The 19,221-nt window shown below is 62.3% G+C and carries 19 protein-coding genes; 17 read left to right on the top strand and 2 right to left on the bottom strand.

Features of this window, described 5'->3' with window-relative positions; all coding sequences use genetic code 11:
* Nucleotides 1-184: 184 nt before the first annotated feature.
* The 3 genes from OH491_RS07445 to OH491_RS07435 all read left to right on the top strand — a co-directional run bounded on the left by OH491_RS07445 (nt 185) and on the right by OH491_RS07435 (nt 3,697).
* Nucleotides 185-571: a hypothetical protein gene (locus OH491_RS07445; protein WP_068772407.1), complete on the top strand. Its 387-nt coding sequence runs from the start codon at nt 185-187 to the stop codon at nt 569-571.
* Between the two features lie 146 nt (nt 572-717).
* A complete protein-coding gene (locus OH491_RS07440) occupies nt 718-1,950 on the top strand; it encodes an MFS transporter (protein ID WP_068772346.1) in 1,233 nt (410 codons plus the stop codon).
* Between the two features lie 82 nt (nt 1,951-2,032).
* Nucleotides 2,033-3,697 (top strand): DNA repair protein RecN, encoded by a 1,665-nt coding sequence (locus OH491_RS07435; RefSeq protein WP_068772347.1) that lies wholly within the window; start codon nt 2,033-2,035, stop codon nt 3,695-3,697.
* A gap of 245 nt (nt 3,698-3,942) precedes the next feature.
* Here the strand turns inward: OH491_RS07435 and pnp are convergent, their stop codons facing one another.
* Nucleotides 3,943-6,126: a polyribonucleotide nucleotidyltransferase gene (pnp, locus tag OH491_RS07430; protein WP_068772348.1), complete on the bottom strand. Its 2,184-nt coding sequence runs from the start codon at nt 6,124-6,126 to the stop codon at nt 3,943-3,945.
* 329 nt (nt 6,127-6,455) lie between these two features.
* Entirely contained in the window at nt 6,456-6,719 is a 264-nt protein-coding gene (gene rpsO, locus OH491_RS07425; RefSeq protein ID WP_068772349.1) for a 30S ribosomal protein S15, read from the bottom strand.
* Between the two features lie 384 nt (nt 6,720-7,103).
* Between rpsO and OH491_RS07420 the strand changes: the two genes are divergently transcribed.
* The 14 genes from OH491_RS07420 to OH491_RS07355 all read left to right on the top strand — a co-directional run bounded on the left by OH491_RS07420 (nt 7,104) and on the right by OH491_RS07355 (nt 19,199).
* Nucleotides 7,104-8,351: a tyrosine-type recombinase/integrase gene (locus tag OH491_RS07420; protein ID WP_068772350.1), complete on the top strand. Its 1,248-nt coding sequence runs from the start codon at nt 7,104-7,106 to the stop codon at nt 8,349-8,351.
* Nucleotides 8,352-8,515: 164 nt separating this feature from the next.
* Nucleotides 8,516-8,776 (top strand): helix-turn-helix domain-containing protein, encoded by a 261-nt coding sequence (locus OH491_RS07415; protein ID WP_068772351.1) that lies wholly within the window; start codon nt 8,516-8,518, stop codon nt 8,774-8,776.
* Nucleotides 8,777-8,944: 168 nt separating this feature from the next.
* On the top strand, nt 8,945-9,271 hold the full coding sequence (locus OH491_RS07410) for a hypothetical protein (RefSeq protein WP_068772352.1): 327 nt from the start codon (nt 8,945-8,947) through the stop codon (nt 9,269-9,271).
* The gene (locus OH491_RS07405) at nt 9,268-9,858 is read left to right on the top strand and encodes a hypothetical protein (RefSeq protein ID WP_068772353.1); all 591 of its coding nucleotides are present in this window, start codon (nt 9,268-9,270) and stop codon (nt 9,856-9,858) included. The genes OH491_RS07410 and OH491_RS07405 overlap by 4 nt, the downstream gene beginning before the upstream one ends.
* Nucleotides 9,859-9,972: 114 nt before the next feature.
* Nucleotides 9,973-10,914, top strand: a complete 942-nt coding sequence (locus OH491_RS28130) for a helix-turn-helix domain-containing protein (RefSeq protein ID WP_084442565.1) — start codon at nt 9,973-9,975, stop codon at nt 10,912-10,914.
* A gap of 42 nt (nt 10,915-10,956) precedes the next feature.
* Nucleotides 10,957-11,331, top strand: a complete 375-nt coding sequence (locus OH491_RS07395) for a hypothetical protein (RefSeq protein WP_068772355.1) — start codon at nt 10,957-10,959, stop codon at nt 11,329-11,331.
* 50 nt (nt 11,332-11,381) lie between these two features.
* On the top strand, nt 11,382-11,744 hold the full coding sequence (locus tag OH491_RS07390) for a PrgI family protein (RefSeq protein WP_068772356.1): 363 nt from the start codon (nt 11,382-11,384) through the stop codon (nt 11,742-11,744).
* Nucleotides 11,734-14,349 carry a hypothetical protein gene (locus OH491_RS07385; RefSeq protein WP_342750954.1) on the top strand — a complete coding sequence of 872 codons (2,616 nt, stop codon included), beginning with the start codon at nt 11,734-11,736 and terminating at the stop codon, nt 14,347-14,349. Before OH491_RS07390 ends, OH491_RS07385 begins: the two co-directional genes overlap by 11 nt.
* On the top strand, nt 14,346-14,762 hold the full coding sequence (locus OH491_RS07380) for a hypothetical protein (RefSeq protein WP_068773314.1): 417 nt from the start codon (nt 14,346-14,348) through the stop codon (nt 14,760-14,762). Before OH491_RS07385 ends, OH491_RS07380 begins: the two co-directional genes overlap by 4 nt.
* A gap of 287 nt (nt 14,763-15,049) precedes the next feature.
* Nucleotides 15,050-15,565 carry a hypothetical protein gene (locus OH491_RS07375; protein ID WP_342750953.1) on the top strand — a complete coding sequence of 172 codons (516 nt, stop codon included), beginning with the start codon at nt 15,050-15,052 and terminating at the stop codon, nt 15,563-15,565.
* Nucleotides 15,566-15,572: 7 nt separating this feature from the next.
* On the top strand, nt 15,573-16,502 hold the full coding sequence (locus tag OH491_RS07370; RefSeq protein ID WP_342750952.1) for a hypothetical protein: 930 nt from the start codon (nt 15,573-15,575) through the stop codon (nt 16,500-16,502).
* A 15-nt stretch (nt 16,503-16,517) separates the two neighbouring features.
* A complete protein-coding gene (locus OH491_RS07365; protein ID WP_084442766.1) occupies nt 16,518-17,219 on the top strand; it encodes a hypothetical protein in 702 nt (233 codons plus the stop codon).
* Nucleotides 17,220-17,224: 5 nt separating this feature from the next.
* On the top strand, nt 17,225-18,076 hold the full coding sequence (locus tag OH491_RS07360; RefSeq protein WP_068773307.1) for a hypothetical protein: 852 nt from the start codon (nt 17,225-17,227) through the stop codon (nt 18,074-18,076).
* A gap of 25 nt (nt 18,077-18,101) precedes the next feature.
* Nucleotides 18,102-19,199, top strand: a complete 1,098-nt coding sequence (locus OH491_RS07355) for a TrbI/VirB10 family protein (RefSeq protein ID WP_334319775.1) — start codon at nt 18,102-18,104, stop codon at nt 19,197-19,199.
* Nucleotides 19,200-19,221 lie beyond the last annotated feature (22 nt).

Below are 19,221 nucleotides of genomic sequence, written 5' to 3'. Positions count from 1 at the left end.
AAAAAAATGCGTGCAGGTTTTGCGTTTCGGCGGCGGCATGGTTCACAACCTCTTTCAACGCGCCGCCGCCGGCCTTGGTTTCGGAGAAAATTTTCGGGAAATGCGAAACCGCTTTGCCGCCGCCCCGTTAAGGGAATGTGCAATCGCAATCATAAACCAACCATTCGTCAGTCATTCCATTATCATGAAAACAATCCGCATGTGCATCACCGCCTTCATCCTCTGCGCCGCGGCGCTCGCCTGCAACGCCTCGGATCCGTCCGGAGTCTGGAAATTCGAATTCGAGGGCGCCCAAGGACGCAAGCTGGAGTCCACGCTCACGTTGAAACTGGACGGCAGCCAGCTCAGCGGCACCATCGACAACCGCGGTGGCAAGGTGGAGATAAGCGACGCAAAGTTCGAGGGCGATCAGGTTTCGTTCAACGTCGTGCATAAAATCCGCCTGCGCAAGTTTACCACCAGCTATTCCGGCAGGCTGGACGGCGACACGATCAAGGGGACCGTCTCCACGAAGGGCCGGGACGGGCAGATGAAGAGCCGGGATTGGGAGGCAAAACGCTCGGCCGAATAGACCGGCGTCCGTGGAGCGGCGCGTTGCCGCCGCCGGACGAGGCGCGCCTCCGGCGGCGGCATTTTCTCGCGGAATCCTGAAAAATAGCTTGCGCCGCTAAATCAATTTAGCGCAGGCTTTTTTTTTCCTCTCCCGCTCCCCCTTTCATGAATCCCAACCCTCCCTCGCTCTCCCGTTACGCCTGGTTTGTCCTCGCGCTGCTCGCGCCGGTCGCGCTGCTCAACTACATGGACCGCCAGATGATGGCGGCGATGAAGTATTCGCTCATGGGCGACGTCATCGGGCTCGACTCGGAGGCGAAATGGGGGCTGCTGCCGGCGGCGTTCAAGTGGACCTACGCATTTCTCAGCCCGCTGGGCGGCTACATCGCGGACCGTTTCAGCAAAAAGCATGTCATCGTGCTGAGCCTGTTCGTGTGGTCGGCGATCACGTGGGCGACGGGGCATGCGCAGACTTTCGAGCAGCTCATATGGAGCCGCGCCATCATGGGCGTGAGCGAGGCGTTTTATATTCCCGCCGCGCTGGCGTTGATCGCGGACTTCCACACGGGGCCGACGCGGTCGCGCGCGGTGGGCATTCACCAGATGGCGATTTATGTCGGCGTCATGATCGGCGGCTTCAGCGGCTATGTGGCCGATTCGCCAGGCCACGGCTGGCGCCTGGCGTTCGACGTGGCGGGCGTCGTCGGCGTGTGCTATGCGATTCCGCTGTTTTTCCTCCTGAAAAATCCGCCGCGCAACGACGCGGAATTTCCTGACAAGCCGTCGGCCGCCCGCGCGATCACCGAGCTGCTGACCAACAAGTATTTTATCATGATGGTGCTTTATTTCACGCTGCCCGCGCTTGCGGGCTGGGTGATCAAGGACTGGATGCCCGCGATCCTGAAGCACCAGTTCGACATCGGCCAGGGCAAGGCCGGCGTGTCCGCCGCGCTCTACGTCAACATCGCCTCGCTCATCGGCGCGGTGGTGGGCGGCATCCTCGCCGACCGCTGGATGAAACGCAGCATCCGCGGGCGCATCTACATCAGCGCCATCGGCATGAGTTGCATCATCCCGGCGCTTTTCGGCGTGGGCAACGCCGGCACGCTGCTCATCGCGGTGGCGTTTCTCATGCTGTTCGGCATCGGCTGGGGTTTCTTTGACTGCAACAACATGCCCATCCTCTGCCAGATCGTGCGTCCCGAACTGCGGGCGACCGGCTACGGCATCATGAACCTGGTCAGCATCAGTTGCGGCGGCTTCGCCGACTGGGGCTTTGGCGCGATGCGCGACCGGGACGTGCCCATCAATCTCATCTTCACCGTGTTTGCCTCCGTATGCGTGCTTTCGGCCGCGATTGTGCTGCTGATCAAGCCGAACCGGAAACTGGTGAAGTAGCCGGGCGGGCGGGGTGAAAATCGGGCGGCGCCCGCAATCGTCCGCTTGAAAATCACGCGATTTTCGTCCGACCATAACGGGCATGCTCCAATCGCTCCGCATCAGGAACCTCGCCCTGCTCGAAGAAGTCGCGCTCGAATTCGAGCCCGGGTTCACCGCGGTCACCGGCGAGACCGGCGCGGGCAAGAGCATCCTGCTCGGCGCGCTCAGCCTGCTCGCGGGTGAGCGCGCGGACAAAACCATCGTCCGCCAGGGCGCCCCCGCGTGCGAGGTCGAGGCCGCCCTTTGGTTCAAAAACACCAAGCCGCTCGACGCGCTCCTCGCCGAATTCGACCTGCCCGCGTGCGACGACGGCGTGCTGATTCTCAAGCGCAGCCTGCCGCGGGAAAAGGCGCCGCGCATCACGGTCAACGGCGGGCTCGCCACGCTTGCCGCGCTCCAGCGCATCGGCGAGCGGTGGATCGATTTTCACGGCCCGAGCGAGCCGCGCCGCCTGCTCAAGGAATCCTGCCAGCTCGAACTCCTCGACCTCTTCGGGCGCACCGGCGGGCAGCTCGCCGCGTATCAGGAAAAGTATTACGCCTGGCGGGGCCTGCGCGACGAGCGCGAGCGCGTCGCGCAGGAGACGCGCCTTTCCGCCGACCAGATCAGTTTTCTCGAAACCCAGCTCGCCCGGCTCGACGCGCTCGAACTCGCCGCGGAGGCCGTCGAGACGCTGGAGCGCGATTTCCAGCGCCAGAACAGCGCGCGCGAATTGCTGGAGCTGGCCGCCGCCCTTTCCGAGGGGTTGAACGGCGAGGAGGGCGCGACCGCGCGCGTGGCCGCGCTGGTGCGCGAGGCGCGCCGGCTGGAGGCGCTCGACCCGGCGAGCAAGGCGCTCGCCGACCGGCTCGCGGCGGCCTCGGTGGAATTGTCCGACCTCGGCGCGGAGTTCGAGTCGCTCGGCGGCGAATACCAGTTCGACCCGGAGCAGGCGGAGGCGTTGCAGGAGAAGATGGACACCTGGCTGGAGGCGCGCCGCAAGCACGGCGGCGACCTGCCCTCCGTGCTTGCCGCGCGCGACGAGATGCGCCGGCGGCTGGAAATCCAGGGCGACATCGAAGGCGCGCTGGCGAAGCTCGATCAAGCCATCGCCGACGCCGCCCGCGAGATGACGAAAGCCGCGTCGGCCCTGCGCCTGGCACGGGAAAAGGTGGCGAAGGAACTGGCGAAAGCCGCCGCCAAGGGGATCGCGCAGCTCGGGTTCAGGAAGGCGGATTTTCAGGTGAAAATCGTTTCGCTGGCCGGACCCGGGCCGGCGGGCGATTGCGGATGCGAGTTTTTGTTCTCGCCGAACGTGGGCGAGGCCGTGCTGCCGTTGAACCGCGTGGCGTCGAGCGGCGAGCTTGCGCGCGTGATGCTGGCGTTGAAGACGGTGCTGGCCGGGCTCGACGGCGTGCCCGTGCTGGTGTTTGACGAGGTCGATGCCAACGTGGGCGGTGAAATCGGCCGCGTGGTGGGCGAAAAAATGGCCGGGCTGGCCGGCGGGCACCAGGTGTTTTGCGTCACGCACCTGCCGCAGGTGGCGGCGCAGGCCGCGAGCCATCTGGTGGTGACGAAGGACCAGTCGAAGGAACGCGTGCAGGTGCGCATCGAGGCCATCCATGAAAACCGCAAGGCCCGCGTGAGCGAACTCGCCCGCATGCTCGGCGACCGCGCCGCCAAAAGCGCGCTCGCGCACGCGGAGGAACTGCTGGGGAAAGGGTAGGGCTGACGGGATTTGGCCAAGGACGCGACACCCGGCGGCGACACCGCGCCGTCTTCAGAATCATGACAAAAAGCGGAGTCCTTTGAGAGGACTCCGTTTGAGATATTTTATACCATTTCCGAAGAATTTATTAGGTAGGGCGAGGCGTCCCCGCCGAGCCGCGGCTCAGCCGGAGGCTTCGCCCTACCTTGATAAGTCTATAAATGACAGGGAAATGGTCTTATGCGACAGATCGAGATGCGCGCTCAGTTGGCCGGGGTGTCGGCGGCGGGAGCTTCGGAGCCGGAACCGGCTTGTTGCTCCATCTCTTTCATCGCGGCGCGGCGGGAGAGGCGGACTTTGTTGCTGCGCTCGTCGATGCCGATGCACTTCACCCACATCTCGTCGCCCACCTTGCACACGTCCTCGGTGCGGCGGACGCGGAAGTCGGCGAGTTCGCTGATGTGCACGAGACCTTCCTTGCCCGGGAGGCATTCGACAAAGGCGCCGAATTCCTTCGTGCCTTTCACCACGCCGCGGTAGAGCTTGCCCACCTCGATTTGCGCGCCGCCGCCGCACAGCCCGTCGATTTCCTGCACGGCGCGGTTCATCGAGTCGGCGTTGTTCGAGTAGATGAAGACCTTGCCGGAGTCGTCCTCGGCGATGTCGATCTGCGCGCCGGTCACCTCGACGATGCGGCGGATGGTCTTGCCGCCGGGGCCGATGAGGAGGCCGATCTTCTCCGGGTCGATCTGGATGGTCTGGATGCGCGGCGCGTAGGTGGAGAGCTGGGCGCGCGGAGCCGGGATGGACGCGAGCATCTTTTTGAGGATTTCGATGCGGGCGTCGCGGGCCTGGTAGATGGCTTTTTTGGCAATCTCGATGGGGAGGCCGTTGATCTTGAGGTCGAGCTGGAAGCCGGTGATGCCGGTGATGGTGCCGGCGAGCTTGAAGTCCATGTCGCCGAAATGGTCCTCCTCGCCGATGATGTCGGTGATGGTGGTCCATTTGCTGATGGAGCCGTCGGGCGCGTTCTCGGTCATGAGACCGCAGGAGATGCCGGCGACGGGCGCGATGATGGGCACGCCGGCGTCCATGAGGGAGAGGCAGCCGCCGCAGATGGAGGCCATCGAGGTGGAGCCGTTGGACGCCATGATCTCGGAGACGAGGCGGATGGAATAGGCGAAGTTGTCCTCGGGCGGAAGCACGGGGACAAGGGAGCGCTCGGCGAGCGCGCCGTGGCCGATTTCGCGGCGGCCGGGCGAGCCGAAGCGGCCGGTCTCGCCGACGGAGAAGGGCGGGAAGTTGTAATGGAGGATGAAGGACTTGGACTTCGCGCCGCCGGTGAGGGCGTCGAGGTCCTGCGCTTCCTTGGTGGGGCCGAGGGTGGTGATGACAAGGCCCTGGGTGTCACCGCGCTTGAAGAGGGCCGAGCCGTGGACGCGGGGGAGCACGCCGACTTCGCAGGTGATCTCGCGGAGCGTGGTGGCGTCGCGGTTGTCGGCGCGCACGCCGCGCTCGAGGACGGCCTTGCGGTAGGCTTTGTATTGGAGGTCCTCGAAGACGATGCCGATGTCGTGGTCCGCGAAGTTGCCTTCGCCGAGTTCGGCGAGAAGCGCGGCGGCGCACTCTTCCTTGAGGGCCTTGACGTTGGCGGCGCGGACTTGCTTTTCCTTGCCGAAGATGGCGTCGACGATCTTGGGGCCGGCGACGCGCTCGATGATGGCGCGGGCCTCGGGCTTGGCGGTGACGAGGGGGAAGACGCGCTTGGGTTTGCCGGCGACGGCGACGAGTTCCTTGATGGCGGCGATGATGGGCTGGATGGCTTGGTGCGCGAACTCGAGGGCTTCGATGAAGCGGTCTTCGGGGAGTTGCGCGGCGGAGCCCTCGATCATGAGCATGTCTTTCTCGTTGCCGACGTAGATGAGGTCGAGGTCGGAGGAATACATCTGCTCGATGGTGGGATTGGCGACGAACTGGCCGTCGATCTGCGCGACGCGCACGGCGGCGATGGGGCCGCCCCAAGGGATGTCGGAGATGGCGAGCGCGGCGCTGGCGCCGTTGACCATGGAGATGTCGGACTCGTTGACCTGGTCGGCGGAGAGGAGGAGGCCGATGACCTGGACTTCATTCAGGAAGCCCTCGGGGAAAAGCGGACGGCAGGGACGGTCGCAGAGGCGCGAGGTGAGGATTTCCTTTTCGGAAGGGCGGCCTTCACGCTTGAAATAGCCTCCGGGGAAACGGCCGGCGGCGGCGTATTTCTCGCGGTAGTCAACGGTGAGGGGGAAGAAGTCCTGGCCGGGTTTGATGTTCTCGGCGGCGGTGGCGGAGACGAAGACGATGGTTTCGCCGACGGTGACGGTGACCGCGCCATTGGCGAGGTGGGCGAGGGAGCCGGTGGCAAAGGTGATGCCGAGGCCGGGGACGGTGACGGAATGTTTCTGTTTCATGTTTGGATTTTTATGGGTTCGGTTTCAGGTATCTGATCGTCCTCTCTTTTTGGGCTCCCGGTTCGAAGTGAACAGACGGGAGTGTGAGAACGATTATGGGTGGAGCGAAGCGGTGCCGGTCTGGCGCACAGGCCGTGCGCGTTCGGGCGGGCTTTTGCTGGTCGGTGGCCGACTCTTTTTTGCATCCCGGGTCAGACTCGAGAGATTTCCGTTTGCCGCCATCGGTGGCGAAAGAGGCAGGCGGAAATGTCCCAGGTTTGACGTCGAGTGTTCCTTGGAAGAACAACGGGCGACCCGCGGATCGGGTCGCCCGTGTGCTGAAAGAGGCGTCAGCGGCGGAGGCTCAGCTTCTGCAATATCTCGGTGTACTTGGGCAGGTTGGTGCGTTTCAAGTAGTCGAGGAGCTTGCGGCGGCGGCTCGCCATCTGGAGAAGGCCGCGGCGGCTATGGAAGTCCTTGCGATGCGTGCGCAGGTGCTCGGTCAAATGATTGATGCGGGCGGTGAGCAGCGCGATCTGGACTTCGGAAGAGCCGGTGTCCTTCTCGTGAGTTTTGAATTCGGATATGATTTCGGGTTTTATGACTGTTGACATTGGTTTTTATTGTTGAACTGCACGACTGAAGGGAACCCTCGCAGGCTCCGTGCCACCCGCTCATGCCGGAAGGATTTTGGTATAATCCCCGCGGTATTTGCCGGTGCCACCGTTCCAATCCGGCAGGATGCCGAACCAGTCATGGTGGGAATCCGCAACCGACGGACTTCCACTAACGCAAGCGGTATGTATCCCGTTTGGCCGGGACGGGAGCAAGGAAAATGTTTGAAAGAATCGGCGGAGGTAACTGGAAGTGGTGGTCAGCCCCGCGCCGCCGCGTGAGCGACTGGGAGCGCCGGCATCTTGCCGGCGCGAACGGCCCGATTTCCATAGGGGAGCCGGAAAGTCCATGAATAGGTTGCCACGTGAAGGCGGCAACCTTCGATGAAACAAAAAAAATCTGCCTTCACCATCAAGCCGTTCAAGAATCGCAACAGCGTGATTTCGTTCCGCGTGGCCGGCTGGTTGCTCGGCGAGCGCATCCGCAAGAACTTCAAGACCCGCGAGGACGCCATTGCAGAGCGCGCCGCGCTCGAACTGCGCCAGCTCCAGTCGCAATCCAACCTTCGAGGCGCGAGCACGTTTCTGACCGAGGCGCAGTTGCGCGAGGCGGAGGCCGCGTTTCTTAGGCTGGAGAAGGCACGGCGTCCGCTCACGTTCTACCTCGACTACGCGCTGGCCAATTACCGCGAGCCCGAGGCCGCATTGAAAATCGCCGATGCCGTCACGACTTACATGAAGGCGCGCAAGGAGGACGTGCAACAGGCGTTGATAGGCAAACGGCAGTTGCGGAACATCCGGCTGGAGCTGACGGAGTTCCAGCGGCATTTTCCGACGCAGACGCTTGCGGAGGCGGGCACGGAGGCATTGCACGCCTACATCCGGCGCGACGACGGGGCGCTGAAGACGCAGAACAACCGGCGCGGCGTGCTGTGCGCGTTTTTCAACCATGCGGTGCGCAAGGAATGGGTGGGCGGCAACCCGGTGGCCAAAATCCCGCGCAACCGCATCGAGCACAATCGCGGCAGCGCGGAGGCGCTGACGGCGGAGCGCGCCGCGCAACTCATGGCGCATGTGGAGACTGTCCACGACGGAGCATTCGTGCCGTTTTTCGCGTTGTGCCTGTTTGCCGGTATCCGGCCCGAGGGGGAGATTTCCAAGCTGCCCGCCGCCGACGTGCGCTTGGAAAACAGCGCCATCACCATCGAGCCGTGGGTGTCCAAGGTGAACATGCGCCGTCTCATCACCATCCAGCCAAATCTTGCCGCATGGCTCAAAGCCTATCCGCTGGACGAATACCCCGTCATTCCGCCCAAGGATAAAATGAAGAGCATCGCCAAAAAGCTCACGCGCATCCGCCGGCAGTTTGGCATCGGGCACGACGTGCTGAGGCACACGTTTATTTCGATGCATGTTGGAAAATTCCGCTCGATGGGCGACACGGCGTTGCAGGCGGGCAACTCGGAAAGCATCATCCGCCGCCATTACCTGAACGTGACCACCCCGCAGGAGGCCGGGGCATTCTTTGCCATCATGCCGATGCTTCGCGCCGTGCCGCAGGCGGAGCCAGCGCCGCAGGCAGCGAGTGCGCCCGAGCCCGCGTCCGACCCGCAAAACCGGCTCGCCGCATAAATCCGCAACCGGGCGGGGAGTGAGGGCGGATGCGGTTTCCCCGCCGCATCCGCCCTCACTCCCCCGCCTGCCTTCTTTCGTTTCCGCGCCGCACCTGCGGAGAACCAGGGCACGGCCACGAAATAAAAGCCCCCGCGCGCCACGTGATGCGCGCACATGGGCGTATGAACTCCACCTCCACTGCTCCCACCACGCCAGCACCAGCCCCCGCGCAAACGCGCGCGCATCCCGCGCTCACGGACATCAACGGCCTGCGCCTCAGCGGAATTTTTCCGCAGGGGCGCGAGCCGTCCGTGCGCACGCTGCGCGAATGGACGCGCGCCCGCCGCATCCCGCATCACCGCGTCGGGCATTTTGTATATTACGACCTCGCCGAGGTCTCCGCGCATATCCGCACCCGGCTGTTCGTGCCCGCGCGCGGATAAAACCGCCCATAATACGGCAGGAAATTCCAACGCCACACGCGCCACACGTGTGGCGTTTTTATATACATCGAAAAGCCATGCGGAAAATCCGGGTAAATCCGCGATGAAGCGCGCCGCTATTTTGATTTTATAAACGCTGGCAGGATGCGGGGCGAGGCAACCACATCTATGAATAATAAAAATAAAAACAGCCCGCAAAGCACATCCGCCCGCGCGTCCGCCAGCGCCGACGCGTTTTTCCAAAACCCTGTTGACCCCAAAATCGAGGCCCGCGCGATGGCGGCGGAAGCCATCGCGCACGTGCTGCTGTGGGTTTCCGAGGGCACCACGCTGGAGCAGCGCGGATTGCGCGCGTCCATCGTGCTGCGCCAGGTCCGCCCCGACCTCATCGGCGGCATGACGCTGGAGGCGCTTGGCGAACAGGCCGGCTGCACCCCGCAGACCGTCCACAAACTCGCGGACGATTTCCGCCAAAGCATGGGACTCGTATCATGAACACGGATACGATTATGCAGCCCCCCGCCCAATGCAACGCCGCGCCCGCGCCCGGAGGGACCGCGCCCCCGGCGCGCGAGGCATCCGCCTTTTCGGAAATCAACCGCCTGCACGCCGAGGCGCGGCGGCTTGCCGGCGACTCCCGCCGCTCCCTCGACGCCGCGCTGTCCGCCGCATGGCGCGCGGGGCAACTCCTCATCGCGGAAAAGGCGCGCATCCGCCGCCGCGCCGGGCAGGGCGCATGGCTCGGATGGCTGGAAACACGTTTTCACGGCGGAGTGCGCACCGCGCAACGCTACATGCAGCTTGCCCGCCGCGCGGACACCCCGGGCGCGTTGCGCGGACTCGGCCTGCGGCAGGCGTATCTGCGGCTGGGCATTCCCATTTCATCAAAAACTTCCGGCGAAGACCGGCGCGTCCGCCCGCCGAAACTCCCGCCCATCGTCACGCTTGCCGCCAGACTGACGCGCCTGCTGCGCCGGCAGGCGCGCCTTGTCATGGACATCCCGTTTCCCGATGACCTCCGGGCGCTCCATAGCCAACTGGCCATTTTGTTAAAAAACACGAGAACGGACACCGCCGTTTGATATTTTGGCCGGATTGTCCGTAAAAATGGCCTGCAAGTCCAAGACAGACGACGGCAAGATGCTATAAAGGCACAGGCAGGCACCCGGCATCAAGCCGGTTGCCCCGGTGCATCCATGCCTGCCTTCAAAACCTCCCCGGACCCGCCCTATGAGCACCACGACATTATCCCAGACGGATTTGTTGTTTTTCACGGACTGCTGCCCGCGCAGTGTTTGTGCGAGATAGCAGGAGAGCGCCACCGGCTCATTGTGATGCCCGAGGAAAAGTCCGAGGCGCAAATCGAATGGCATAACAATAAGGACGGCGGCGGCGGTGTCATCACCGCCTGCGGGCAGCGCGTGATTTTCCTGCACCGGCAGGCCGACTTTTCGCTCGTTTGGAAACAGGAGGCGACATTGCTCTGGTTTCATGTGAACGACGACATGCTGCGATGGCGGGACACAGCGGGAAAACATCTTGGCAAGGCCGGACACAGCCCGCTTTGGGAACTGGCGAGGCATGACTGCGCCATCATGGGTTTGATCCGCCAGTTCATGGCGGGCGACCGCAGCCAAAGCCCGGTCTTCCCGGTCGATTATTTTGAGCATACCGGCGCATCCCTGACCTTCCTCTTGATTGACGCGCTGGCGCATGAAAAGGAAAGCAAGGCCGCGCCCGCGACGCTGGACGCGGAGCAGTTGCGGCGCATCCTGGATCACATCGACAAAAATCTCGATGACAAGATTGAGGCCGGGACGCTGGCGGGCGTCGCGCGCCTGAGCGTCACGCATTTCAAACGGCTGTTCAAGGCCACCACCGGCATGACGGCGGGCGACTACATATCCAGAGAACGGATACACAAAGCGCAGGCGCTGCTCCGGCAGGGGGACATGACCGTCGCGGATGTGGCCGCGTGCTGCGGCTTTTGCGACCAAGGCTATATGGACCGTTGTTTTCGGCGTTTCTGCCGGTGCTCGCCGCGCGATTTTTTGCCGAAAGGTCGGATTGTCCGCAAAAATGGTCCGGATGTCCAAGCCAAGCCCGGAAAAACCGGGCATAATGGCGGCACATTTTGACCGGATTCCGCATGACGCGGGCCGGAAAAACAAACTCCCGCCATGAAAAAAATCCCTTCCTCGCGAGGCGCTTTGGTCGCGTTTCTTACCTTGCTTTTTATTTTGCCGGAATGGGCGGCGACGACAGCCTCCGCCGCAATCACGGACGGCTCTTCATTGGGCGTCCCGCTCATTCTGGCTCAAGTCCCCTCGCAGGTTAAGACCGGTTTCCAATACGGACTCGGCCTGCTCTTCATGATCGGCTTCATTTGGGGCGTCATCAATATATGGGGCGGGGCCGACCGCCTCAAGAAGGGCGACGCCGACGGCAAGATGGGCATCGTCTCGGGCATCATCATTGCGGGCGCGGCGGCGATCATGACCGCGATGTTTTATATATTCGGCATGAGCGACGGCGCGCTCACACCGCAGTTCTGAAAATTACGATTTAAGAATTACGATTTAAGACTCCGGAAAACATCCCCGCCATGAATAACGGGCTGCGCATCACCGACACGAACAGCGCAAACGACAGCAAAGGCCGCGCGCTCGGCTTTGAGGGCAACGATTTTTTGTATGTTGTCATCGGCATCGTCGCGGCCATCGGCATTTTTCTCCTTCTCTACGGCATGTTCCACGCGGGCCTCGCGACGGCGGGCGGCATCGCGATCCCGGTTTTCGTGATTCCAACCGCATGGGTCATGCTGTTTCGCCGGGGAAAACCAGACGGCTATGCCGAGGATTTTTTCGACCATCTCTTCAACCGCGAGGGTTTTTGTTTTTCGCCCGACAACCAGAACCCGCGCGGCGCGCCCGCCGCGAGCAAACGGAGACCCGGCCATGCTCAATAGCTCCGCGCCCAACGGATACTTTGCCGGCGACCTGATCCTCTACGGCACGCTCGAAAAAGGCGTCGCCAGCAAGGGTTTTATTTTGCAACCGCCCGACCTTCGCGGCGGCACCATCGCGCAACTTAACGCCTACCAGGACAAAATCCGCGCCCTTCTCTCATTATTCGGCGACGGCTTGCGGGCGCAATTCCAGTGGACGTGCAACTGCGACTACCGGCAGGAACTGACCCAATACCACCGCGCCACCGAGACCCTTGCCGCGCACCCGCACATCCGCCGCGTGCGCACCGAACGCTTCGAGCGCTACTGGGAAAAGATGCACCGCCGAGAACTTCGCCGCGAGCAGTTGATATTGTTCATCTCCGCGCCGCTCGCCGGCTACGCGCCCCTCGCCGCGACGCGCGGCAGCCTTGCCGACGACTACGCAAAACTTCTCGCGCAACTGCGCACGCGCTTCGACGAGATTACAAACTCGCTGCGTGCGCTCTTCGGCGGCGACACGACCGTCTCGCCGATGGACGACCTCGCGCACTTTACTTACTTTTCAAAGTTTCTCAGCCCGGCGCTGGCGGACGGTTTTGATATAAACTTTTCCGAACGCTTTGACCCCCAACAAACCATACAGGAAAACTGCTGGTGCAGCGACGGCGTGAACATCGACACCGGGTTTTACATGGACGGACGCCACCACGCCCTCTTCACCTTCAAACGCTGGCCCTCGCGCACCTATCCGGGCATCATATTGCGGCTCACAACGCTGCCGTTTCTCGACTACCAAATCACCGTCAATCTCGACCCGCTTCCGACTAAAACCGAGGTGGACAAGGAAGAGAAGGCCATAGAGCGGCTTCGCGGCGAATACAAAGACTCCGAGCGTCATTCGCTGCTCGTCGCCATCGGCAAAAAAGAGCGCAAGGTCGAATCGCTTTCATCCGGTTTTATACATCCGTTCAACGTCACCTACATCCTTCGCGTCTGGGATGAAACCGAGCCCGGCCTGTCCGCCAAGTGCGCCGCCATCCGCAACGCCGTCACCAACCTCAACGGCGCGCAATACAACGAATGCGCCCTGCCCAGCACCGCCAAAAAGCTTTTCTTTGCCTCGTGGCCCGGCTGGACAAATTCACCTTACCGCCACCGCAGCCTCTACGCCGAGGATACGTATTTGGCCGACCTGCTGCCGTTTTCCGCGACGTTCACCGGACTGCTTGACGGAGCCGAGGCCATCTACGATGGCGCGCAGCAGGGCAACCTTGTCGGACTTCGCACGTTTATTGGCAATCCGCCGACGCCGCAGCACGCCGTGCTGCTCGGCGCGACCGGCGCGGGCAAGTCCGTCCACATGTGCGACCTGTTGGAGCAGACCGCCGCCTACTATCATTACACGGTCATCATCGAAGAGGGCCTGTCCTACGGAAAGTTTACCGAGGCAATGGGTGAGCGCCCAATCATACTCCACCCCGACGGCGACCTCACGATAAACTACCTCGACACGCGGAAACTTCCGCTCAACCAGCTTCAAATCGCCACCGCCGTCGCGCTTGTTTCCCGAATGATAGGCGAAGCCGCCGACGAGGAGACGCAGCAAATCCGGCAGGCGATGCTCGGGCAGTATATCAACCAGCTCTATTCCGATGCGTTCGAGGATTGGTCGAAAAAGCACCGCAGCCTCCTGCCGGAAATCCAGCGCATGGCGTGCGCCGCGCACCGATGGAAGCGGACTAAAATGCCGCACGGCACGACCGACATGGAAGCCTACGCCGAACTGCGCGACCGCATCGCGGCCAACGACGACGAGGGGCGGGAGGCCATTGAGTTCATCGCCCAAATCCCGGAGGCCGACATCACCGCGTTTTTGCAGGACGCGCAGACCGAGCGCGCGGTCATGGCGACGGCGCACGCGTATTACGAGCCTACCGACTACCCGCAGCACGCGAGCCTCGTCGAATTGATGCAATTCTCGCGCTTCCCGGAGCACAAGAAGGAAACCGTTGACCACCTCGCCACGCTCCTCGCGTCGTGGTGCGCGCACGGCCAATACGGAAAACTCTTCGACGGGGTGACGAATATTTCCCTCACCGGGCAAATCGCCCATTTTGAACTCGGCTACATCCCCGAGCAGGCGGTTGAACTCAAAACCGCAGCCGGACTTCTTATCAGCGGGTTTTCACGCCAGCATATAATATCGCTGCCGCGTCATCTGCGGAAACGCATCCTCTACGAGGAACTGGCGCGCTTCCTCGACGTGCCCGGCGGCGAGAAGGTGGTGGCGGAAGCCTACGCGCAGTTGAGAAAGTTCTCATGCTGGACGGCCTCCATCGTGCAGCAATACAGCCGCTTCAAGTCCTCGCGCATCCGCCCCGTCGTGATCGGCAACAGCAAGCAGTTTTTCCTCATGCGCCAGTTTGACCGCACGGACATCGAGGATATCGCGCATGACATCAATCTTCCCGAGTCCGTCTGCGCCGCCATTCAGAATTACCCTATGCCGGAGCAGCGGCCCGAGGGGAAGAAATTTTCCAGCATATGCTTCTTCACACCCGTCACCGACCCGCCGCTCTGCGGCACGGTGAGAAACATTCAAGCACCCAAGAAACAGTCATGAAAACAACCATCGCCTTGTTATTATCCGCTTTCGCAGCGCTCCTTTCCGGCTGCGCCAGCCTCCGCCAGCCGGCCACCGACATTGTTCTCACCGGCGCGGGCGGGGCCATCGGTTATCACGCTTCCGGCAAGAGCATCAAGGGCGCGGCCATCGGCGCGGGGGCCGGTTATCTTGTCTCGAAAATCGCCGGCAATGAAATCACCGCCGCCATCGCCGACGCCGAGAGGCACGGCTACGACCGCGCCATGAACCAGGCCGTGAAGCAGCAATACTGGATTATCCAAAACCAGCAGCGCGGCGAAGCCACGGACACGCAATCCGAACCGCGTTACGTGAATGTCCGCCTTCCCGAAACCGTCACACCGGACGGCGTCATATTAAAACCCGCAACCATCACCCTCCGCACCGAATAAATTATCATGAAAAAGAATACTCTCATGCTCCCCGTCCTCGCCGCCTGCATCGGCGGTGTTGTTTTCGCCTCCGGCATTCCCGTCGTCGATGTTGCGAACCTCGCCAACAACCAGATTTCGCACATCGCCACCATTGCCAAATGGGTCGATAGCATCGCGCAGCTCAAGGCGCAGATTACCCAGCTCAAAGAGCAGGCCGGCATTCAGGGAAAAATCCGCGACTGGACCGGCAATCCCGCCGACGCCGCGAAAATATTGTCCCCGGGCATTCTCGCCGAGGATGACCTTTGCGCGACTACGGTCTGTCCCGCGACGACATTGCCCGCGTCGTGCAGAGTCTGGATACGCTCTCGCGCACGGACGGCAGCACCTACCGCTCCGTCTATGTTCCCGACCTCGACGGCGGCACGGTCCAATACGACCCGCTCACCTACCGCCGCCACGCCCTGCTCGACGCCCACGCCGACAACACGCGCACTGTCGCCGACCAGACCCGCGCGCGCGAACGCGAACTTTTGGAGGAAATCGCCCTCACGCTTTCCGAATTGCGCACCGGCGCGACCGACGCGCAGGTGCAAAAACTCACGGCAAAGTTGATCGTCCTCAACGGCCAGCTTTCCCAGATCGAGACCACGCGCCGCCGTCAGATGGACGAGGTGATTCTGCAAAAAATCGCCAACGACAACCGGCACGAAATGGAACAACACGCCGCCGCCGAGCTTGCCGCCAAGGACGATTTTTTGGCGAACCAGCGCGTGACCGCCTTCATGCGTTCCATCAATCCGCGCAGAAACGCCCGTTGATTTCTTCATGAATCTGGTGCTGCCCATTCTGGAAAACAAAATCACCGCGATGGTGACGACGTTCCGCTTCGTCGTCTTCGCGATGCTTGTCGTGGGACTCATCGCGCGCATGAGCCGGCATCACTACAACAACAGCGAACTGGTACGCCCGCTCGCGCGCGCCATCACCATCGTCGCCCTCGTCTCCTCGATGAACTGGTGGTTCCCGCTCATGGAAAACACCATGCTCGCGGCGGCCTCCTACATTGATCCTCAATTCAACGACAACCCCGCCCGCGCATCCGAGGAATTGCGCGCCGGCACCGCGCAGAATCCGGAAAAGAAGGAATGGTCATGGCGCAAGCTCAACGAATCCATTTACCACGCGATGACCGACGCCGTCTCATGGGTGTTTATCCAGATCGGCGCACTGATTTCCGCACCCATGATAATTTTGCAATATATACTGCGCTGGATTCTCTACATGCTCATGCCGTTTGCGCTTGCGTGCTTCATGATTCCCGGTGGCACACAGATTGGCGTCCGCTTCTTTCAACAAACCCTCGCCGTGCTCGCATGGCCGGTCGGCTTCGCAATAACAAACCTTGTCACCATCGCCATCTGGCAGGATTTTCGCGCGGCGGTGGGGGCGAATCCCGCGTCCGCCGAGATGGTATTATATTCCCCGTTTCTGACCAACATCGGCGGCATCCTCGCGGCGCTCACGCTGTTGATCGGGACAATTTCCACGCCGGTCATCTGCCAGAAAATCTTCGCGCAGGGTTACGCGCTCACCGGCGAAACCGGAAACCCCGGCGCGCTCGGCCAGAAGGCAACCAGCGAGCTTCAGCGCGCTGACTCGCTTCGCAAAATGCTGTCCGAAGGCTCCACCGGGGCGGGCGGGCGCGGCAGCGCCATGCCGCCCCCATTATCCGCACCGGCGACACCCGGATTATAAAAAACTGAAAACAAAATGAGCCCGTCAAATATACAAAATGAAAACGCGGAGACCGGCGACCCGCGCGGGACGGCGGTTGATAATGCGCGCGCGGCACCGCCACGGAAACCGGCACCGGCGCGGGCATTTTCACCGGCGCGTTTGTTCGCCGACCACGCCTTTGCCGCGCGCATGTGGGCGCTGGTCGCGTGCGGCGCGCTCGCGCTCGCCGTGCTGCAACCCTACCTCATCATCGGCGCGTATCGCACGCGCGAGCGCGTCGTGATTCTCGACGGCGCGGGGACGTTCTCTGTCTCGCCGTTATTGGGTTTCGAGGAGGCGAAGACGCTTCATGAAACCATATCACTATGGGCCGCGCTCGCGCTTTTGCAGCGCAACCCGAAGAACTTTGATTTTCCCGATTTGCTGCACCGGCTTTATCTCACCGAGGCGGCGACCAAGGCACAGAACGAATTGCTCGCCGCAAGGGAGGAGTTCGAGGTGAAGCAGATTCACCAAAAGCCGGAAATTTTTAAGCTGGATATCCTGCGCACCCGCGAGGACCAGATCATTATAAAAATCGAAGGCCAGCTTGTGCGCACCGGCGTCTTTGAACGCCAGGCTTTTGCCGAGTCCCCGCGCTTTTCGCTCACGCTCACGCTTGTCCGCAACCCGGATATGCTCGCCAACAAACGCTACCCGCTCGCCGTATGGAATTACGAATTTTTACAAAACTGACCGCCATGTGTATCACGCTCCTCGCCTTGCTGGTCACGCCGGGATTTGCCGGCGACGCCAGTCCTCGCACTCCCGTCGTCAAGCAACTGCCGCTGGACGAGCGCATCGTCTATGAAATCCCCATCAGCACCGACGCGCCGACGACGCTCATGTTTCCCTCCGCGCCGTCCGCGCTGGAGGGCGCGAATATTTCCAACAACCCCGACGCCCCCGCCCCCGTGCTGATGTCGCACCTGCCGGGCCGGTATTATTTGAGCGTGCGCGCCCTCACACCCGACGCCCGCGCCACGCTCAACGTCATCCTGCAAAACAAAACGTATATAATCCGCCTCGCCGTCGCTCCGCATCCCTACGGTTCCGTGACATTTTACGAAGATCGCGTCGCCGGACATAGCGCGGCCCTCGCCAAACGCGCCACGCCTGAAACGCTTCTCGCGCTGCTTGACCGCGCCAAATCCCACCGCCTCATCCGCGAGCAATACCCCGAGGCCGTCTGGCAGGTCGAACACTGCGCGCCCAACGACAAAACCCAATACCGCGATTTTACCGCGACCGTGGAGGAAGTCTTTCGCTTCGACCCCGAGGACACGCTTGTGTTCAAACTAAAGCTCGAAAATACCGGCGACACCGAGGTCGTCTATCAACCCCAAAGCCTCGCCGTGCGCATCGGCAACCGCCTCTACCCCGCGTCCATCGCCGACGCCTCCGGCCTGATTCCGCCGCACGCGGAGACGGTGGCCTACTTCGCCGTCACCGGCACGCCGGACGGCGGACGCGCCAACCTCAGTATAAAAAACTCCTTCAACGTCATCGTCCCGCGCGTCACCCGCGATGCGCATCTCATCGCGCCGAGATAAGTCCGCCATCGCCACGTCTTCCGCCGTGAAACGCATTATAAAATTCATAAAAACCCCGTTTGGCAGCATGGCCGCGCTGCTGGCGTGCGTTGCCATTGGTGCGCTGCTCATCCACGGCGGCGGTAACAACGAGCGCCCGATAACCGCCGCCACCGCTTTGCCCGCCCCGATGGAGCGCCACACCATCACCCGCGACGGTCAGGAACTCAAAATCCCCGCGCCGTCGCGACCGGCAGCACCGGCCCCCGAGCGCGCCGAACCGGGAGAAGAGGCCGTTTCGCGTCCGCGCGCCGCCCGCCAGAACAGCGACACCGCGCCCGCCCGCCCCAAGGCCCCGGCCATTTTGCCCATCAGTCTTCTCGACAAAAATACAAATGCCACCGCCAGCGCGGATGCCACCGCGCCCTCGCGCAACTACGCTCCTTACGGACGACTCATCCCGTGCGAGACGGTCATCACGCTCGAATCCTCCCAGCTCGACACACCCGTCATCGGCCTCGTCACCGAGGATGTCTGGCACGAGGGGCGGCTTATTATTCCGGCGGGCGCGGAAGTCCACGGGCGCGCCGCGACGGACCGCGCCCGCGAGCGCATCGCCGCCTCCGGCCAGTGGATTATAGTCTGGCGCGACCGCACCACCGACAACGGCATGGAGCTTGTATTAAACGGCATCGCGCTCGACCGCGACCGCGACGACGTGACCGGCGAGTTTGGCCTTCGCGACGGCGCTGCCGGGCTTGCCGGTCAGATTATAAAAACCGACGATTTTCAGGAAATAAAACTCTTCGCCTCGACCTTCCTCGCGGGTATGGCCAGCGGCTTGCAGGACATGCAGGACAACGGCTCGCTTGCAGGGGCGGGCATCGCCATCCCGCAGGCCACCGCGAAAAACGCCTCCCTCGCCGGCACCGCCGGCGTGCTCAACGCCTACGCCGCGCAAATCCAGAAACGCATCGAGGAGGACGGCTTTTATGTCCGTGTCCCCGCTGGAAAACAGTTTTATATTTATGTCACCCAAACCCTCGACAAGGCGAAGGCCGCGCGCGGCAACGGCTCCGCCAAACTCTGGCAAAAAACCGACGCTGAAAATCCCACGGACGCACCGGCGCAGGAGCGGCGCTGATTATTTTTCCACCATGACCACC

It is taken from the genome of Termitidicoccus mucosus, assembly GCF_038725785.1.
Taxonomy (GTDB): Bacteria; Verrucomicrobiota; Verrucomicrobiia; order Opitutales; family Opitutaceae; genus Termitidicoccus; species Termitidicoccus mucosus.
Note: the sequence above shows the minus strand (reverse complement) of the source record. Positions and strands in the feature narration are given on the sequence as shown.

What these genes read in the sequence shown, in the direction of transcription:
- OH491_RS07395 (WP_068772355.1), top strand. Translation starts at nt 10,957, where the DNA reads ATGAAAAAAATCCCTTCCTCGCGAGGCGCTTTGGTCGCGTTTCTTACC.
- rpsO (WP_068772349.1), bottom strand. Translation starts at nt 6,719, where the DNA reads ATGTCAACAGTCATAAAACCCGAAATCATATCCGAATTCAAAACTCAC.
- OH491_RS07435 (WP_068772347.1), top strand. Translation starts at nt 2,033, where the DNA reads ATGCTCCAATCGCTCCGCATCAGGAACCTCGCCCTGCTCGAAGAAGTC.
- OH491_RS07440 (WP_068772346.1), top strand. Translation starts at nt 718, where the DNA reads ATGAATCCCAACCCTCCCTCGCTCTCCCGTTACGCCTGGTTTGTCCTC.
- OH491_RS07420 (WP_068772350.1), top strand. Translation starts at nt 7,104, where the DNA reads ATGAAACAAAAAAAATCTGCCTTCACCATCAAGCCGTTCAAGAATCGC.
- OH491_RS07405 (WP_068772353.1), top strand. Translation starts at nt 9,268, where the DNA reads ATGAACACGGATACGATTATGCAGCCCCCCGCCCAATGCAACGCCGCG.
- OH491_RS07390 (WP_068772356.1), top strand. Translation starts at nt 11,382, where the DNA reads ATGAATAACGGGCTGCGCATCACCGACACGAACAGCGCAAACGACAGC.
- OH491_RS07415 (WP_068772351.1), top strand. Translation starts at nt 8,516, where the DNA reads ATGAACTCCACCTCCACTGCTCCCACCACGCCAGCACCAGCCCCCGCG.
- OH491_RS07365 (WP_084442766.1), top strand. Translation starts at nt 16,518, where the DNA reads ATGAGCCCGTCAAATATACAAAATGAAAACGCGGAGACCGGCGACCCG.
- OH491_RS07445 (WP_068772407.1), top strand. Translation starts at nt 185, where the DNA reads ATGAAAACAATCCGCATGTGCATCACCGCCTTCATCCTCTGCGCCGCG.
- OH491_RS07385 (WP_342750954.1), top strand. Translation starts at nt 11,734, where the DNA reads ATGCTCAATAGCTCCGCGCCCAACGGATACTTTGCCGGCGACCTGATC.
- OH491_RS28130 (WP_084442565.1), top strand. Translation starts at nt 9,973, where the DNA reads ATGCCTGCCTTCAAAACCTCCCCGGACCCGCCCTATGAGCACCACGAC.
- OH491_RS07410 (WP_068772352.1), top strand. Translation starts at nt 8,945, where the DNA reads ATGAATAATAAAAATAAAAACAGCCCGCAAAGCACATCCGCCCGCGCG.
- pnp (WP_068772348.1), bottom strand. Translation starts at nt 6,126, where the DNA reads ATGAAACAGAAACATTCCGTCACCGTCCCCGGCCTCGGCATCACCTTT.
- OH491_RS07380 (WP_068773314.1), top strand. Translation starts at nt 14,346, where the DNA reads ATGAAAACAACCATCGCCTTGTTATTATCCGCTTTCGCAGCGCTCCTT.
- OH491_RS07360 (WP_068773307.1), top strand. Translation starts at nt 17,225, where the DNA reads ATGTGTATCACGCTCCTCGCCTTGCTGGTCACGCCGGGATTTGCCGGC.
- OH491_RS07370 (WP_342750952.1), top strand. Translation starts at nt 15,573, where the DNA reads ATGAATCTGGTGCTGCCCATTCTGGAAAACAAAATCACCGCGATGGTG.